The organism is Oceanobacter mangrovi (assembly GCF_019740315.1).
Lineage (GTDB): Bacteria > Pseudomonadota > Gammaproteobacteria > Pseudomonadales > Oceanobacteraceae > Oceanobacter > Oceanobacter mangrovi.
This window is the reverse complement of sequence record NZ_JAHXZR010000010.1, coordinates 145,880-162,306: the sequence shown is the minus strand read 5'-3', so window position 1 is coordinate 162,306 and position 16,427 is coordinate 145,880. Positions and strand designations below refer to the sequence as shown.

13 protein-coding genes are annotated in these 16,427 nt (G+C 54.4%); 11 read left to right on the top strand and 2 right to left on the bottom strand.

All coding sequences use genetic code 11. From position 1 onward, the window contains the following. Window positions 1–45 precede the first annotated feature (45 nt). From K6123_RS18830 to tadA, 3 genes are all read left to right on the top strand, one after another. On the top strand, window positions 46–396 hold the full coding sequence (locus tag K6123_RS18830) for a translation initiation factor Sui1 (RefSeq protein ID WP_221800619.1): 351 nt from the start codon (window positions 46–48) through the stop codon (window positions 394–396). A 103-nt stretch (window positions 397–499) separates the two neighbouring features. Beyond that, complete coding sequence (locus K6123_RS18825) at window positions 500–1,003, top strand: MotA/TolQ/ExbB proton channel family protein (protein WP_221800617.1); 504 nt, start codon at window positions 500–502, stop codon at window positions 1,001–1,003. A 54-nt stretch (window positions 1,004–1,057) separates the two neighbouring features. Beyond that, window positions 1,058–1,621 (top strand): tRNA adenosine(34) deaminase TadA, encoded by a 564-nt coding sequence (gene tadA, locus K6123_RS18820; RefSeq protein WP_281423960.1) that lies wholly within the window; start codon window positions 1,058–1,060, stop codon window positions 1,619–1,621. Window positions 1,622–1,664: 43 nt separating this feature from the next. Here the strand turns inward: tadA and mltF are convergent, their stop codons facing one another. Continuing rightward, window positions 1,665–3,095 (bottom strand): membrane-bound lytic murein transglycosylase MltF, encoded by a 1,431-nt coding sequence (mltF, locus tag K6123_RS18815; protein WP_221800614.1) that lies wholly within the window; start codon window positions 3,093–3,095, stop codon window positions 1,665–1,667. A gap of 548 nt (window positions 3,096–3,643) precedes the next feature. On the opposite strand from mltF, the gene purL reads away from it, so the two are divergent. The 7 genes from purL (at window position 3,644) to K6123_RS18780 (ending at window position 11,421) form a co-directional block, all read left to right on the top strand. Then, window positions 3,644–7,531 (top strand): phosphoribosylformylglycinamidine synthase, encoded by a 3,888-nt coding sequence (purL, locus tag K6123_RS18810; protein ID WP_221800612.1) that lies wholly within the window; start codon window positions 3,644–3,646, stop codon window positions 7,529–7,531. Between the two features lie 103 nt (window positions 7,532–7,634). Further along, entirely contained in the window at window positions 7,635–8,123 is a 489-nt protein-coding gene (locus tag K6123_RS18805; RefSeq protein ID WP_221800610.1) for an SHOCT domain-containing protein, read from the top strand. A 288-nt stretch (window positions 8,124–8,411) separates the two neighbouring features. After that, on the top strand, window positions 8,412–8,669 hold the full coding sequence (rpsP, locus tag K6123_RS18800) for a 30S ribosomal protein S16 (protein ID WP_221800608.1): 258 nt from the start codon (window positions 8,412–8,414) through the stop codon (window positions 8,667–8,669). Between the two features lie 21 nt (window positions 8,670–8,690). Then, window positions 8,691–9,218, top strand: coding sequence for a ribosome maturation factor RimM (rimM, locus tag K6123_RS18795; RefSeq protein ID WP_221800606.1), 528 nt, complete (start codon window positions 8,691–8,693; stop codon window positions 9,216–9,218). Window positions 9,219–9,257: 39 nt separating this feature from the next. Further along, window positions 9,258–10,037, top strand: coding sequence for a tRNA (guanosine(37)-N1)-methyltransferase TrmD (trmD, locus tag K6123_RS18790; RefSeq protein ID WP_221800604.1), 780 nt, complete (start codon window positions 9,258–9,260; stop codon window positions 10,035–10,037). Window positions 10,038–10,048: 11 nt separating this feature from the next. Next, the gene (rplS, locus tag K6123_RS18785) at window positions 10,049–10,402 is read left to right on the top strand and encodes a 50S ribosomal protein L19 (protein WP_221800602.1); all 354 of its coding nucleotides are present in this window, start codon (window positions 10,049–10,051) and stop codon (window positions 10,400–10,402) included. Between the two features lie 158 nt (window positions 10,403–10,560). Next, the gene (locus tag K6123_RS18780; protein ID WP_221800600.1) at window positions 10,561–11,421 is read left to right on the top strand and encodes a DsbC family protein; all 861 of its coding nucleotides are present in this window, start codon (window positions 10,561–10,563) and stop codon (window positions 11,419–11,421) included. A 1,176-nt stretch (window positions 11,422–12,597) separates the two neighbouring features. Here the strand turns inward: K6123_RS18780 and truC are convergent. After that, window positions 12,598–13,389, bottom strand: a complete 792-nt coding sequence (gene truC / locus K6123_RS18775) for a tRNA pseudouridine(65) synthase TruC (RefSeq protein ID WP_221800598.1) — start codon at window positions 13,387–13,389, stop codon at window positions 12,598–12,600. Window positions 13,390–13,500: 111 nt separating this feature from the next. Here truC and K6123_RS18770 point away from each other — a divergent pair, with 111 nt between their 5' ends. Then, a complete protein-coding gene (locus K6123_RS18770) occupies window positions 13,501–16,338 on the top strand; it encodes a TolB-like translocation protein (RefSeq protein ID WP_221800596.1) in 2,838 nt (945 codons plus the stop codon). The last annotated feature ends 89 nt before the right edge of the window (window positions 16,339–16,427 follow it).

Below are 16,427 nucleotides of genomic sequence, written 5' to 3'. Positions count from 1 at the left end.
TTTTGATTTAGCGTTGCCGCAGATAATCCAACAGATGGAAAACGTATGAAAAAGAGTGGTGGTCTGGTGTACTCCACCGAGTTTGGTCGGGCCTGTCCTGAATGCAGTAACCCGATTGATCAATGTACCTGCGGCCAGCCTGAATTGCCGCAAGGGGATGGCATTGTGCGGGTATCCCGTGAAAGCAAGGGCCGCGGTGGCAAGGTGGTGACTCTGGTCACCGGTATTCCGCTCATCGGCGCCGAGCTGAAAACCCTCGCCAAGGATCTGAAAAAGAAATGTGGCGTTGGTGGGGCACTCAAGGACGGTATTGTGGAAATCCAGGGCGACCAGCGTGACCTGCTGGTGGCTGAACTGACCAAACGTGGCTTTACCGTCAAGAAATCTGGCGGCTGAGTGACATCCGTCAGGCCGACATAATAGCAACACCAAATCGTCATCAAGTCGTCGCGCAAGCGCCGCAGTCTGGTAACACACGGGCTGTCAGGGGCGACTGGTAATGGAAGAGGTTCGGTTGTTTGTTGAGCGTGGTGGGGAAGTGGTTTACCCCATCATGCTGGTGATATTTCTGCTCTGGTTTTACCTGTTCGAGCGCATCTTCTATATCTTTTTTATTCATCCGGCCCGCCGGGCACAGGCTATTGCTGAATGGACCAGCCGATCCGAGCGTCGTAGCTGGCACGCCAGACAAATTCATCAGGATCTGGTCTGTGCGCTGGATTTCGGCCTGCAATCCGGTTTTTCCACCGTGCGTATGCTGATTGTGATTTGTCCCTTGCTGGGCCTGTTAGGCACAGTAACCGGCATGATCGAAGTATTTGACGTCATGGTGCAATTCGGTGGCGGGAGCCCCAAACCGATGGCGGCCGGTATTTCCAAGGCGATTCTGTCGACGGTGGCTGGCATGGTCGGAGCCATTTCCGGTTTGCTGGCGCAGTACATCCTGTTAAAGGTGGTCGACAAGGAAAAGCAACGCTGCCACACCAGCCTGAGCTTTGATTAACACGCGGCTGTTCAAGCAGGTATTATTGACGGGTTTTCCTCAGGTGATACCAAATTGCTGGATCAGATAATCAATTCCGACGACGAAGCCATGATGCTGGCGTTACAACTGGCGGCCGAGGCTGGAGATGCTGGCGAGGTGCCCGTGGGCGCTGTGGTGGTACACAACAACCGGGTGGTGGGCATGGGAGCCAACGGCCCGATTACCCGACTGGATCCCACGGCTCATGCGGAAATGCTGGCAATTCGTCAGGCTGCGTCTGTGCTGGGTAACTATCGACTGAGCGGCTGTACTCTGTACGTCACGCTGGAACCCTGCACCATGTGTTTTGGTGCGCTGATTCACAGTCGTATTGAACGGCTGGTATATGGCGCTACGGAACCCAAGGCCGGAGTGATCGAAAGTGCCATGCAGCTGCCACTACAGCCTTTTTTTAATCATTATTTGCGCGTTGATAGTGGCGTTCAGGCACAAGCCTGTAGTCAGATGCTGACCGATTTTTTTGCCCATCGACGGGCGGCCAAGAAAAAACTCAAACAATTGGCTCGGGATGCAGAGCGCTCAGCCGATGCTGAAAGCCAGATGATTGATGATACCAAAGGAGCAGGGGATAAATGATGTCGCCAGCCTCTGCACACAGAGGCTGGCTGCTACCGCACAATTAAAGCAGTGGCGGCACTACCGTAATGGATGACACCAGGCTGTTGTCCGGATCGGCCAGATGCAGCTGCTGCTCTTCATTCCAGACCAGTACGTCGTAATAACGGCGAATGTTCTGCACGTAGTCGACGGCTTCAAAACCACGGGCATAACCATGACGGGTATGCTGGTGATAACGCTTCTGGCTTAACAGCGGCAGGCTGTCCTTGACGTCACGCCAGAGGTTCGGGTTACCGCCCATTTCGTAGGCCAGACGACGGGCGTCCTGCAAGTGGCCATAACCAATGTTATAGGCTGCCAGTGCCAGCCAGGTGCGGTCTGGTTCGTCGATCTGACTGCCCAGACGGTCACGCAGCTCGGCCAGATACTGGCTGCCGCCACGAATGCTCTGGGCTGGATCCAGACGATCCTCAACCCCCAGGTCTGAAGCCGTACCATTGGTCAGCATCATCATGCCGCGCACGCCGGTATAGCTGGTGGCTTTGGGATTCCAGTGACTTTCCTGATATCCGACTGCAGCCAGCAGCCGCCAGTCGAACTGGTAATCGCGGGCAGCTTCTACAAATGAAGGCTTGTAGGTGTCCAGCTTGCGCACAGTCTGACGCAGGAAGCGTTTGGCGCCGACATAGTCCAGCTCGGCCAGATGGCCGTAGTAGCGTTCATTGAGAGTCGCCAGCTGCAGTTTGGTGGAACGCTCTTCAAAGAAGTGGTTCACCGCATCAATCAGACTGTTGTCCCGTGATTGTGGAAACGCCCAGGCCATCGGCTGGTTCTCGACCAGGCTGAGACCTGTGCCGACATTGGGAAAATACGCCTGCAGCATGTTGAACTCATTGGTGTTTACCAGCGTGAAGTCGATTTCGCCTTTCTCCACCATGTGCAACAAGTCAGTGGTATCCAGCTCGGATGATTCACTCCAGCTCAGCTCGGGCAGTTTTTCCATCTGCACTCGACGCAGTGTCTGGGCATGGGCTGAGTCGGCGGAAACCATCAGCATCTTGCCGGGCAGATCACTCAAATCCCGCGGTTTCTGGGTGCCACGACGATAGACCACCAGTTCACTGACGTTCTGGTACGGTGCCGCAAAGCGCAGCCAGCGCTGGCTTTCCGGGGTTTGACTGATGCCCGCAGCTGCCAGATCGGCGGTGCCGGTTTCCAGTTTGGCGAACATGTCGCCAATGTTATCGGCAACAACCAGGTTCAGTTTGACGCCCAGATAGCTGGCCAGTGATTGGGCCAGTTCGTATTCGTAACCGGTTGGACCGGAACGATCTTCGTAATAGGTGGTCGGACTGTTGCGAGTCACCACAGTGATGGTGCCCTGCATTTGGATGGTTTCCAGCTGCGTGGGACGCACGCTGGCCGTGACTGAGGTCAGACACACCAGGATCGTCGCAAGCGTTACCATCAGTTTTACTGATTTAGCCAGCATGTTAGCTCCTGTTTTTCGGGGTAGCACTGCACGGCAGCGACTACCAGTCCATGTTATGAATTACGCGTCCAGTCACTCAAGGTTTGGGCGATCGTGCTTTTGCATCGATGCGATAAGGAAACGGATATTGACCCGTGCTGCCGCTTTCGCAACTCGGGTGGCTTCCTTTAAGTCTAGTTCATCAATCCGTCAGCGGCGGGTCGTTCTGGCCGTTGACTGACGACTGTCAGGTCGTGGCGGTTCGCCAAATGAACACCTCAATGTGTCTGTCGCTGCAAGACTCGTCCTGAGTCAGGCGGGGCGCATGTTACATCAAAGTGAACACTGTTCAAATATTGTACTTTTGAGAACTGTTCAACAGACTGTTCGAATCAGGTCACAAAATAGTCAGGTCGTAAAATTGCCAGCGACTACTGGTACCTGATGATCGCGGTTGGATTCTCTTAATAGCGGTGGCGGCCCAGAGCGCTTTTCAGTATCATTCCGCCTCATTTTTCTGCTGTATTTCGGCTTCCTCCAACGCTTCAAACCCCCGGAGTCAAGGCACAATGCTTGAGCTGCGTGGCGCGCCAGCGCTTTCTGAATTTCGTCAAACCCGAATTCTCAACAAACTGCAGGCGGCTGTGCCGGCGGTTAGCGGCGTTTATGCCGAGTTCGTTCACTTCGCCGATCTGAAAGCAGAGCTGGCTGAGAACGAGCTGCTGGTTCTGGAGCGCATTTTGCGTTACGGCCCCAAAGCTGAGCGTCAGGACCCAGCCGGTGAATTGTTCCTGGTGATTCCACGTTTTGGCACCATTTCACCATGGTCTTCCAAGGCAACTGATATTGCCCACAACTGTGGTCTGGCCAATGTTGATCGGCTGGAGCGTGGTATTGCCTACTATGTTGAAGGCGTTACTGCGGCAGATCGGGAAGCGGTCGCTGCGGTACTGCACGACCGTATGGTTGAAACCGTACTGGCTGGCACTGCCGAAGCCGCCAGCCTGTTCTCTCACGCTGAACCAGCACCGCTGACGACCGTCGATATTCTGGCTGGTGGTCGTGACGCGCTGGTAGAGGCTGACAAGAATCTGGGTCTGGCGCTGGCCGACGACGAAGTCGATTATCTGGTCGACAATTACAAGATTCTGGGTCGTAACCCAACCGACGTTGAACTGATGATGTTTGCGCAGGCCAACTCTGAGCACTGCCGTCACAAGATCTTCAACGCCAGCTGGACCATCGACGGCGAAGATCAAGATCTGTCGCTGTTCAAGATGATCAAGAACACTTACGAGTGTTACAGCGAAAATATTCTGTCTGCCTATAAAGACAACGCTTCCGTTATCTCTGGTCACGAGACCGGCCGTTTCTTCCCGAACCCGGACTCCCGTGAGTACGCCTACCATCAGGAAGCCATGCACATCCTGATGAAGGTGGAAACCCACAACCACCCGACTGCGATTGCCCCTCACTCAGGTGCGGCGACCGGTTCCGGTGGTGAGATCCGTGACGAAGGCGCAACCGGCCGTGGCTCCAAGCCAAAAGCAGGCCTGACCGGCTTCACCGTATCCGACCTGAAAATCCCGGGCTTCGAACAGCCATGGGAAAGCCAGTATGGCAAGCCGGATCGTATCGTCTCGGCCTTCGACATCATGATCGACGGCCCGCTGGGTGGTGCTGCTTTCAACAACGAATTCGGTCGTCCGAACCTGTGCGGTTATTTCCGTACGTTCGAACTGGCCCACGACGGTGAGGTTCGTGGTTACCACAAGCCGATCATGATTGCCGGTGGTTACGGCAACATCCGTGACGAGCACGTGCAGAAGGGTGAAATCCCGGTCGGCGCGGCGCTGATTGTTCTGGGTGGTCCGGCCATGCAGATCGGTCTGGGCGGTGGTGCGGCTTCGTCCATGGCCTCTGGCCAGTCCAACGCGGATCTGGATTTTGCTTCCGTGCAGCGTGAAAACCCGGAAATGGAGCGTCGTTGTCAGGAAGTGATCGACCGCTGCTGGCAGCTGGGCGACCGCAACCCGATCGCTTTTATTCACGACGTTGGTGCCGGTGGTATTTCCAACGCCTTCCCTGAACTGGTTTCCGACGGTGGCCGTGGCGGTAAATTCGAGCTGCGTAACGTACCAAATGACGAGCCGGGCATGAGCCCGCTGGCGATTTGGTCGAACGAATCCCAGGAGCGTTACGTCATGGCGGTAGCCATGGAAGACCTGGAAACCTTCGATGCCATTTGTGCTCGTGAGCGCGCGCCCTATGCAGTAGTCGGTTACGCCACTGAAGAAGAACACCTGACTGTGACCGACGAACATTTCGGCAACAGCCCGGTAGATCTGCCACTGCAAGTGCTGCTGGGCAAGCCGCCGCGCATGCACCGTACTGCGGAAACTCGCGCATCGAAGACAACACCGTTTGAATCTGCTGGTATCGATCTGGCCGAAGCCGCTGATCGCGTACTGAAGCTGCCAACTGTGGCCAGCAAGTCGTTCCTGATCACCATCGGCGACCGCTCCATTACCGGTACTGTGGCCCGTGACCAGTTTGTGGGGCCATGGCAGGTGCCAGTGGCTGACGTCGCTGTGACTACATCTTCCTACGACACTTTCGCTGGCGAAGCCATGGCGATGGGGGAGCGTACTCCGGTTGCTCTGCTGGACTCTCCAGCTTCCGGCCGTCTGGCGGTGGCCGAAGCCATCACCAACCTGGCGGCAGCGCCAATCGAGAAGCTGGCTGATATCAAGATGTCTGCCAACTGGATGTGTGCGGCTGGCCACGACGGTGAAGATGAAAAACTGTACGCCACCGTGAAAGCAGTGGGTATGGAACTGTGTCCTGAGCTGCAAGTGACTATTCCTGTGGGCAAGGACTCTATGTCCATGAAGACCCGTTGGAACGACAATGGTGAAGACAAAGCGGTTACTGCGCCAATGTCTCTGGTAATCACCGGCTTTGCGCCAGTGACTGACGCTCGTAAGGTACTGACGCCAGAACTGAACAAGGACGAAGCGTCCGAGCTGATCCTGGTCGACCTGGGTCGTGGCCAGAACCGTCTGGGTGCTTCCTGTCTGGCACAGGTTTACCAGCAAGTGGGTGATGTGCCTGCGGATCTGGACGATGCCGAAGACCTGAAAGCCTTCTTCGCGGTGGTTCAGGGCCTGAACGCCGACGGCAAATTGCTGGCTTACCACGACCGTGCTGACGGTGGCTTGTTCGCCACTCTGGTGGAAATGGCCTTTGCTTCTCACGCTGGTTTGGATATATCCATGGATCTGCTGGCCGACTCTCAGGAAGAGCTGGCTGCTGCGCTGTTCTCTGAAGAACTGGGTGCGGTGATGCAGATCCGTCGCGAAGATCTGGAAGAAGTGCTGGCGCAGTTTGAAGCTGCCGGTCTGGGCGATTGCACCGCTGTGATTGGCGCGCCAAATGACGATGACCAGATCACCTTCAGCTTCCAGGACGAAGAATTCCTCAGCGAATCCCGCGTCAACTGGCAGCGTGCCTGGTCTGAAACCAGCTTCCGCATGCAAGCGCTGCGTGACAATGCCGAGTGTGCCCAGCAGGAGTTTGACGCGCTGCTGGATGCCGAAGATCCAGGTATTCACGCGGAACTGACGTTCGATATTAATGAAGACATCACTGACGGTCTGGAAGGTCGCCCACAGGTTGCCATCCTGCGTGAGCAGGGCGTCAACGGTCAGATCGAAATGGCGGCGGCGTTTGACCGTGCCGGTTTCGCCACCGTAGACGTGCACATGAGCGACATCTTGTCAGGCCGTGTGACGCTGGAAGGTTTCCGCGGCTTGGTGGCGTGTGGTGGTTTCTCCTACGGTGACGTTTTGGGTGCCGGTGAAGGCTGGGCCAAGTCGATTCTGTTCAACGAACAGGCCCGTGGCCAGTTCCAGGCTTTCTTCGAACGTCAGGACACCTTTGCACTGGGTATCTGTAACGGCTGTCAGATGCTGTCCAACCTGCATGAGCTGATACCAGGTGCCGAGCACTGGCCGCACTTCGTTCGCAATATGAGCGAACAGTTTGAAGCCCGTGTTGCCATGGTTGAAGTACAGGAGTCTGACTCCGTCTTCTTCGCCGGTATGGCTGGCTCTCGCATGCCAATTGCTGTGGCTCACGGTGAAGGTCGTGCGGAATTCGGTTCTGAAGATGATATCGCTGAGCTGTCTGCTGGCCAGATCGCCCTGCGTTTTGTCGACAACTACGGTAAGGTGACTGAGCAGTACCCGCTGAACCCGAACGGTTCTCCACAGGGTATTACCGGTCTGACTGCCAATGATGGCCGCGTTACCATCATGATGCCGCACCCTGAGCGGGTGTTCCGTGCGATCCAGAACTCTTATGTGCCTGTTGGTGCTGATGGTGAGCAGTGGGATGAAGACGGCGCCTGGATGCGTATGTTCCGTAACGCCCGTGTATGGTGTGAAGAGAACTGATCTGACTGACAGACGTTGAATTCAACAGAGGCCGCACTAGCGGCCTCTGTTGTTAGTGGGGAATTGCCAGTACCTGAAGCCGGAAATGATTGCAGGAGACAGAATGAACAAGTGGAGTTGGATTGTGTTAGTGGTGATTGCCACCACTGCCCGGGCTGAAAGCAGCATTGAGTTTCGCCAGCAGGCCGATCCGCAGTTTTGCCAACTGGTACAGAAGGAAACCTGTAGTACCAACAGTCGTGATGGTCTGGAACATTGTCAGGCCGAACATCGCAAGCAGGCGGACAAGTACGGCGCTAATGTGGTGGTAACTGGCGAGACAACCCAGAATCGCCACAAGAAGCGTATGGCCAATGGCTTGTACGATGACTTTATCAAAACCCGTATGGAAGCCAGCTATTACCGTTGCGGCGACCAGCCGGTCGACGCTGACAAGCCGGTCAAACAAACCCGGCCGATGCCATTGCCAGCTGATGCCGGTTCCTTGCCCATTGAAAAGCGGCTGCAGCGCTTGCAATCACTGCGCGACAAGGGGCTGATCAGCGAGCAGGAATACCAGCAAAAACGTCAGCAAATCATTGATCAGCTCTGAGCTGGTTAATGGCAGGTAGCAGGGGCTGGTAAGCGACAATTGGCTTCGGCAAAGTTGTCGTTTACTTATTGATCCGTTCAGACTACAATTCGCGACCCTTTTAATAGGCCTTTTTCGCCTGTTTGCAGGCTGTACCGGCTCTTAATGAGTCAGATAGCAGGCAGTAAGCGAAAGAGAACTTGAACGGTGGGCGATTCCAAAACCCGCCACCGGGAAGTTCGGATACAGGCATTGCCTGTTTTTATCTGATGTTCCCGCTCGATAAATCGATCGGAGTAGATCTTTTTTATGGTAGTTATTCGTTTGGCCCGTAGTGGCTCCAAAAAGCGTCCTTTTTACAACATCAACATTGCGGATTCTCGTTGCCCTCGCGACGGTCGTTTTATTGAGCGTGTTGGTTTCTTCAACCCAATCGCCCGTGGTGCAGAAGAAGAACTGCGCCTGGATATGGAACGCGTTGAATACTGGCTGGGCAAAGGTGCGCAGCCTACTGATCGCGTTAAGCAGCTGATCAAGCAAGCCAAAAAAGCTTCTGTAGAAGCCTAAGGCATGCAGGCGGAGGGAGCGATGGTCTCGGACCAGGAAATCACCATTCTTGGTAAGGTATCCACCGCGTTTGGCATCAAGGGCTGGGTTAAGGTTTATTCCTATACCGATCCCATGACCAATATTCTGGACTACCCCATCTGGCTGATGAAAATCAACGGCGAATGGCGCAAGTTCGAATTGGAAACCGGCCATACCCAAAGCAAGGGGTTGGTGGCAAAACTCAAGGGTGTAAACGATCGTGATGGCGCACTGGCATTGTCCCAGGTCGAAATTGCGGTATACACCAGTGAGATGCCGGAACCTGAAGAAGATGAATTTTATTGGTTCCAGCTTGAAGGTCTGAAGGTAGTTAATACCGCAGGGCAATTGCTGGGCGAGGTAAAAGAACTGTTCGACTCTGGTGGTGGTAACCAGGTGTTGGTGCTGAAGGGCTGCGAAGGCAGTGTCGACAAGCAGCAACGCATGATTCCCTATGTGGATGCCATCGTTCTGGATGTGGACCTGGATGCAGGTCAGATCCAGGTAGAGTGGGAAGCAGATTACTAACCGGCATACGCACGACGTACCGGATAGAGGCACAAGACGATGTGGTTTGGAGTGGTCTCCCTGTTTCCGGAGATGTTCCAGTCGCTCACCGAATTTGGTGTGAGTGGACGGGCAGTGAAGCAGGGTCTGGTTTCAGTTAATCGCTGGAATCCGCGTGATTACGCTTATGACAACTACCAGACCGTGGATGATCGTCCTTACGGCGGTGGTCCCGGCATGCTGATGAAAATTCAGCCATTGCAGGACGCCATCCGGGCTGCTCGCGAAGCAGCCGATCAGCAGCCAGGCGGCCCGGCGAAAGTGATTTATCTGTCACCGCAGGGGCGCAAGCTGGATCAGGCAGGTGTGCTTGAACTGGCAGAGTGCGACAAGCTGATTCTGGTTTCAGGACGGTACGAAGGCATTGATGAGCGTTTGATTGAGCGCGAAATCGACGAAGAGTGGTCTCTTGGCGATTTTGTTCTCAGCGGTGGCGAACTGGCTGCCATGACGCTGATGGATGCAGTGATTCGTCTGGTGCCCGGGGTGTTGGGGCATGACTTGTCTGCCCAGCAGGACTCCTTTATGGAAGGCCTGCTGGACTGTCCGCACTACACCCGCCCGGAAGTGTATGAAGGTGAAGCTGTTCCCGAGGTGTTGCTGAGCGGCAACCATGAAAAGATCCGCCAGTGGCGATTGAAACAGTCTTTGGGCCGAACCTGGCAGCGACGTCCGGATCTTCTGGAAACGCTGGAACTGAATAACGAACAACATAGATTATTGACAGAGTATCTGCGTGAGCACGGCCACATATCCGACACCGGCTCGACAGACTGTTAAGGAGCAATGCAATGAGCAACAAGAATCCAATCATTCAGCAGATTGAAAACGCTCAGCTGAAGGCTGAAGTACCTGCTTTTGGTCCTGGCGACACCGTTGTTGTACAGGTTAAGGTTGTTGAAGGTACCCGTGAGCGTCTGCAGGCGTTCGAAGGCGTTGTAATCGGCAAGCGTAACCGCGGCCTGAACTCTGCTTTCACCGTGCGTAAAATCTCTCACGGTGTAGGCGTTGAGCGTACTTTCCAGACTCACAGCCCGCTGATCGACAGCATTGCTGTGAAACGTCGTGGTGACGTTCGTCAGGCCAAACTGTACTACCTGCGTGAGCGTAGCGGTAAGTCTGCACGTATTAAAGAAAAGGTATAAGCACTCCACTGGAATGCTGTATCGAAAAAACGGGCCTTGTGCCCGTTTTTTTATGCCTGTAAAACAACAGGGGTACACTTGCGAATGGAGTCACCGGAACCTGTGAAGGGCTTTGGTTTCCAACAGCAAATCAAGATTCAGACAAGGTAGCAGTCGAAATGAAAAGGTTAATGCTGGCAAGCCTGGTTGCCGGAGCTGTGATGGTACCTGCGTTGGTGCAGGCGCAAGACAAGGCTGATGGCAAGCGTGATCTGGCAGAGAAGCGTTTGCAGAATATCTATGGCCCGCAAGTGAGGGTGGACGACGCCGCCCTGATTGCCGATGGCCAGATTCTGGAAGTCAGCCTGCAAGGCGGTCCGTTTGTTTATATGACCCCCGATGCGTCGCATCTGATCTATCGTGACGAACTTATCCGCATTGATGGCGACAAGGCTGTAAACGTCACTGAACAGCGTTTGAATCCTCGTCGGGCTGAAGCCCTGGCGGCGGTGAATGACAGCGATACCGTGGTGTTCAAGGCCCATGGCGAGCAGAAAGCGCTGATCAACGTCTTCACCGACATCGACTGTGGTTATTGCCAGAAGCTACATCAGGAAGTGGGTGAGCTGAATGACCTGGGGATCACAGTGCGTTACTTGGCTTATCCGCGTTCAGGCATTGTTGATCGTCAGACCGGCCGCCCAACCCAGTCCTACCAGAAGATCAACTACGTCTGGTGTCAGGACGACCGTACTGCTGCCATGACCGAAATGAAGACGGACCAGCAGGAACTGAACACCCTTGGCCGTCAGATGCGTTCTGGCAATAAGGAAGTGGCCGACAAGGTTGAAGAGTTGCAACAAACTTTGGTTGCTCACATGGAAGCTGGTACCAACTGTAAAACGCCGGTAGCCGAGCAGTACCAGTTGGGGCAAAGCCTGGGCGTTAATGGTACGCCAGCGATTTTCACTCAGGATGGTCAGCTCTATCCGGGCTATATGCCAGCCAACGATATGGCCAAGGCATTGGGAATTCTGTGAGTTTTCCTGCTTGACGAAAAAGCCCGCTTGCGGGCTTTTTTTACGCCTGGCTGTTGGTCTGATGATGACGCTTTGCTGAGTTTGATTTGATCAAAAAACGATCAATCTAAGTGGGCGTCAGACGGTTATTGGCCCAGCTTACCTTTTAAAGGCCCTATACACATTGTTATCCACAGATTCTGTGGATGAACCTCTCTCCAGGCGAGGCTAATCCGGTAAATATCGCGGTTGAACAGCTGTTCGAGAGTCTGGCGGTCAACTTGTGCACAATTCTTCAGGCCTGTTTTTTTTGATACTGGCCAGGAACCTGCTCCATCATTTTGAGACGTTTTTGCTAACCGGCTGATTATCTGGACAATTTTAAACTTGTCCTGAACAGAGGCGAGAGCCGCTCGGGAGAGGTGTCAAAATACCGATAGTTATTCAGATTTTAATCAACAGACTTATTAACAGGATGTTGAGTGTGGGATAAATTCGCTGCGGATTTTATTTTAATGCAAGACTTGACATAAAAGTTTTACAAAAGAACTCGTCGGAATATTTCCGCGAACCGTTATGCACATCACAGATGGGTGTCACAGGCTTGTAGGAAAACCTGTCAAGAGCTTTGTCAAAAATAGTACAAAAAACTCTAAGTTATTGATTTATATTGCGAATGTTTATTGGTGTAAAACCGACCAATTCGAGCAAAAGCCAGTAAATACGGGGCTTGGCGGGACTTTTAAAAGATTTATTCTCAGATTTATCCACAGATTCTGTGGGTAACCAGTCGTCAAGCAGAAAATGCGGAATTTTTGGAAAAAAATCGACCAATTCGTATGAAAATTGATCTGATTGATGTCTATGACCCGAATTGATCAAAACTTATCCACCAGCCATTGGGTTTGTGGATAAGGTCTTATTTTGAACTTTTGGCTTGTGCTAACAGGATAGCCGATGGTTGCAACCAGATCCAAAAGGCGGCAAGGGCCGGAATGGTGGAGTAATGCTGATCACTCAGGTTTTGGATGGTGAATATTGGTCGCCAACCGGAGCTGCCTGGGCCGTGCAGGCGCAAGATTCATTGGTTAGTGAATCGAGCAGCACTGCATGGATTCCAGATCTCGCAGGCTCGTCTGGAAAGACGTTATCTGCAAACTATTCCTGTTAACTGATCGGTAATTGAGATACTGGCGGCTATTCCGTCGGCTTGTCTGTCTCTGACGCTGCTACAGACTGGCGGGTTGCTGGAATTGTCAGCTGCAGGTCTGCAGGCAATTGTGCCTTCCAGTCAAAGCGATCAATCAAACGCAACCAGACATCGTCCATGCTGGCGGTGAAGGTCAGTGTCTCGGCTGTCACCGGATGCTGCATGGACAGTTGCCAGGCATGCAGCAGCAGTCGACCGGCATCCAGGTGATCACGGAAGTAGCGGCTGTGGCGGCCCTTACCGTAACGGGCATCACCAATGATGGGGTGGCTGAGATGTTTCAGGTGGCGGCGAATCTGGTGCTTGCGGCCGGTTTTCGGTAAGGCTTCAACCAGTGAATAACGGGACTGTGGGTATTTGTCGATTTCCACATCCAGTTCCACTGTCGCCAGCCGCACGAAGTCGGTGATGGCTTCCTGTGGTGGCTTTTCCACTTCGTTTTTGGCGTACTTGTCGACCGGTGGTCGCATGGCGTAGTCCAGATGCAATTCTTCCGGCATATAGCCGCGGACAATTGCCAGGTAGCGCTTCTCGATATCGCGCTCGCGCCACATATCCACCACCAGGCTGGCAATCTCACTTGAGAGTGCAAACACCAGTACACCCGAAGTCGGTTTATCCAGCCGATGAACGGGATAAACCCGCTTGCCCAGCTGGTTACGCAGCAGCTGTAACACAAAACGGGTTTCGTGACGGTCAATTTCACTGCGGTGCACCAGCAGGCCGCTGGGCTTGTTGATGGCGACCAGATAGTCGTCCTGATAAATGATTTCGAGCATGTAGGTTTCTGTCAGTAAAATCAGACGCTAACTGTACACCAAGACAGCATTGGCGGCAGAAGTTGTGTAATTTGGCAGCATAAGAATGGGGACTGGTGACAAGGAGGTTGTATGAAACAATGGTTAAAACCTGGGTATTGGTTGGGGCTATTGCTTTGCTGTGCGCCGGTGTGGGCGGACCCGGTAGCGTGGGACGAGCCCGGCCAGCACTGGCTAAGCCGTGAGAGCGAGCATTTCGCTATTCATTATCCACAGCGATTGGAGAGCCAGGCACTCGAGGCGCTGGCGATTGCCGAGCAGGTTCATACGGATTTGTTGCCATTCTTTGGCTCGGCTCCGCAGCGGCCGACCCAGATGGTGCTGCAGGATGATGTTGATTATTCCAATGGCTGGGCGACGCCTGTGCCATTTGCCCAGATTCGTTTGTTTGCCAGCCCTCCTGATAGTGTTAACGGGCTGGAAAGCTACGACAGCTGGCTGCATTTGCTGATTCGCCATGAATACACCCACATCCTGCAAATGGAACTGGCTCGCGGTGCACCAGGTGCCTTGCGGCGGGTATTTGGCCGTCAGTGGTTCACATTTCCGCATATGTTTGAACCGTCGTTTATGCTGGAAGGTCTGGCGGTGTATCAGGAAACCAATCAACAGCTGGGTTACGGCCGTTTGCAGGGCAGCTGGTATCAGATGCAAATGGCAGCCGAAGTCGCCGCCGGTGTTGATTCGTTTAACCAGGTCGTTGCGCCGCTGCGCGACTGGCCGACCGGTAAGGCCTATTTATACGGTGCCTGGTTTATCCAGTTTCTCAGCGAACAGTACGGCGAGGAAAAACTGCAACGCTTTCTGTATGTTCACGAAGGCCAGCTGTTGCCGTATTTCCTGCTCAATCGCAGCTTTCGGGTTACCTGGGGCAAGTCGGCCAATCAGCTCTGGCAGGAGTTTACGCTTTGGCTGCAGCAACGTTTTCCATTAACCCCCAACCATGAAGCGGCCATGGCCAGCAGTCTGTGGAGCGGGCACGAGCGTTTGCGGCCGCTGACCGCGATGGCGGACCAGCTCTATTTTATCGAGAGCAACGGTGATGATCGCCAGGCGTTGTGGCAGCTCGACAGCCAGAACGGCAAGGCCAAACGCTTGCTGGAAAGCAGCGGCATGTCATCACTGGATGCCAGTGCCGATGGACGGCTGGCGCTGGTGCGCAAGCTGGTGACGGCTGATCTGCGCTATCACGGGGATCTGTACACCTATTCAGGCGACGATGGCCTTGAGCGTTTGACCACAGACATGCGTATTCGGCAGGCCCGCTGGTTGCCGGATAACCGGAACTTGCTGGCCCGCCGTATCGACGGTGGTATCAGTGAACTCTGGCGTATTGGCTTGGATGGCAGCCAGCAACTGGTTTGGCGTGGCGAGTACGGTAACGTGCTGGGTGATTTTGACATCAGCCCGAATGGCCGCCAGCTGGTGGCATCGATCAAACGGCCACAACAGGGCTGGAATCTCGAACTGTTTGATCTGGCTTCACGGCAGTGGCAGCCTCTGACGCAAACCCTGGCGGTTGAAAATGATCCGCAATGGTTGCCGCCATCGGCCGCTTATCCAAACGGCCGTATTCTCTACAGCGCCGACTATAACCATCACTTTGATATCTATGCGCTGGAGCCATCAAAGGCCACAGTGGCGACTGAGGCAGAACGGCTGACCAACTCCAGCTGGGGCGCTTTTACACCGCTCTGGCTGAATGGCGGGTTGGTGGCGCAGTTCTACAGTGCTGACGGTTTTGCGCTGGCGCACTGGTCTGAAAAGAAACCAGAGCAGGGGCAAGCACAAGCACGGAGACAGCCGCTGCCACAACAAAACTATAACTATCCGGCGGCCCCGGCTGTTGAGAGCACCCGGATCAGTGCTGCAGAGAATTACACCAGCTGGCCGACCTTGATGCCGACTGCCTGGCTGCCACAGCTGGCGTCCGATGAATATTCAACCCTGGCCGGAGTGTCGATCTGGGGCTCCGATGCCTTGGGCCGTCATTATTATGTGCTGACTCCCCAATTCGATGTCGAAAACAATGTGGTAGCTGCTTCACTGCTTTACCAGTACGACAATCGCTGGCTGCTGTATGGCGATTCGCATTGGAGCTGGCAGGATGGGGTCAATGGCTCAACATCCGATCCCTTGGGCATTCGTGAAGACACTGTCGAATTACGCCGGGATTATTTATGGCGCGCGTTTGACGATCATTTATCGATGAGCCTGGGTGTGGTTTATGACCGCGACAGCATTGAACGCGATGGTGGCTGGCAGGTTTCCGGCAATCGCGACTTTACCCGCTTTGCCGGTGGGGCGGCGTTGATCTGGGATAACCGCGAACTGTTGCAGGATACACCGGGAACCGGTTACGGCAGCCGGGCTGATCTGGTGGTGGAACATCAGGGGCTGGCGGGCAGTGATTACGTCGGCAACCTGATTCAGGGCCAGTGGCGCCATACCTTTGATCTGCCGGGAAGGCATGCCTTGCGCCTGGGACTGTGGGGGGCGCATTCCGGTGTCGGCAGTGTGCCGGTGAGCCTGGGTGGCCAGCGGGACGAGTCCACATTGGTGTTTGGCCGTGATGACTATGCCTTGCCCGGTTTTGATAATAATCGCCAGGTCGGAGATCGGCTGCTGCTGAATCGGCTCGAATGGTCATTCTGGACCGGCCGGGTTGAGCGTAACTGGTCGTTGTGGCCAATTGGCCTGGGTGACCATGCGGTGAATATCTACGCCGCCACGGGTTCTGCCTGGCAGCATGAGTCTGATCCGCAATGGCTCACCAGTATTGGCGCTGAATGGCAGGTCGAGCTGGTGCTGGGCTATCGTTTGTTGCTGCCATTGCGGCTGGGTCTGGCACATGGCATGAACGACGGCGGCAACAGTGAAATCTATCTGCAGACAGGGATTAATTATTGAGTCAGACGTCGGCTGGTGGAATAACCCTGTGGTTGTCGTGGTATAAGATAACGAGTGAACAGCAGTTAAAATCTGCTGTGTAGGTTTTG

Excerpts from the sequence above, each read along its gene's own strand:
- K6123_RS18805 (WP_221800610.1), top strand. The coding sequence starts at position 7,635 with ATGAACAAGTGGAGTTGGATTGTGTTAGTGGTGATTGCCACCACTGCC.
- purL (WP_221800612.1), top strand. The coding sequence starts at position 3,644 with ATGCTTGAGCTGCGTGGCGCGCCAGCGCTTTCTGAATTTCGTCAAACC.
- trmD (WP_221800604.1), top strand. The coding sequence starts at position 9,258 with ATGTGGTTTGGAGTGGTCTCCCTGTTTCCGGAGATGTTCCAGTCGCTC.
- mltF (WP_221800614.1), bottom strand. The coding sequence starts at position 3,095 with ATGCTGGCTAAATCAGTAAAACTGATGGTAACGCTTGCGACGATCCTG.
- rimM (WP_221800606.1), top strand. The coding sequence starts at position 8,691 with ATGGTCTCGGACCAGGAAATCACCATTCTTGGTAAGGTATCCACCGCG.
- K6123_RS18780 (WP_221800600.1), top strand. The coding sequence starts at position 10,561 with ATGAAAAGGTTAATGCTGGCAAGCCTGGTTGCCGGAGCTGTGATGGTA.
- K6123_RS18830 (WP_221800619.1), top strand. The coding sequence starts at position 46 with ATGAAAAAGAGTGGTGGTCTGGTGTACTCCACCGAGTTTGGTCGGGCC.
- rpsP (WP_221800608.1), top strand. The coding sequence starts at position 8,412 with ATGGTAGTTATTCGTTTGGCCCGTAGTGGCTCCAAAAAGCGTCCTTTT.
- truC (WP_221800598.1), bottom strand. The coding sequence starts at position 13,389 with ATGCTCGAAATCATTTATCAGGACGACTATCTGGTCGCCATCAACAAG.
- rplS (WP_221800602.1), top strand. The coding sequence starts at position 10,049 with ATGAGCAACAAGAATCCAATCATTCAGCAGATTGAAAACGCTCAGCTG.
- K6123_RS18825 (WP_221800617.1), top strand. The coding sequence starts at position 500 with ATGGAAGAGGTTCGGTTGTTTGTTGAGCGTGGTGGGGAAGTGGTTTAC.
- K6123_RS18770 (WP_221800596.1), top strand. The coding sequence starts at position 13,501 with ATGAAACAATGGTTAAAACCTGGGTATTGGTTGGGGCTATTGCTTTGC.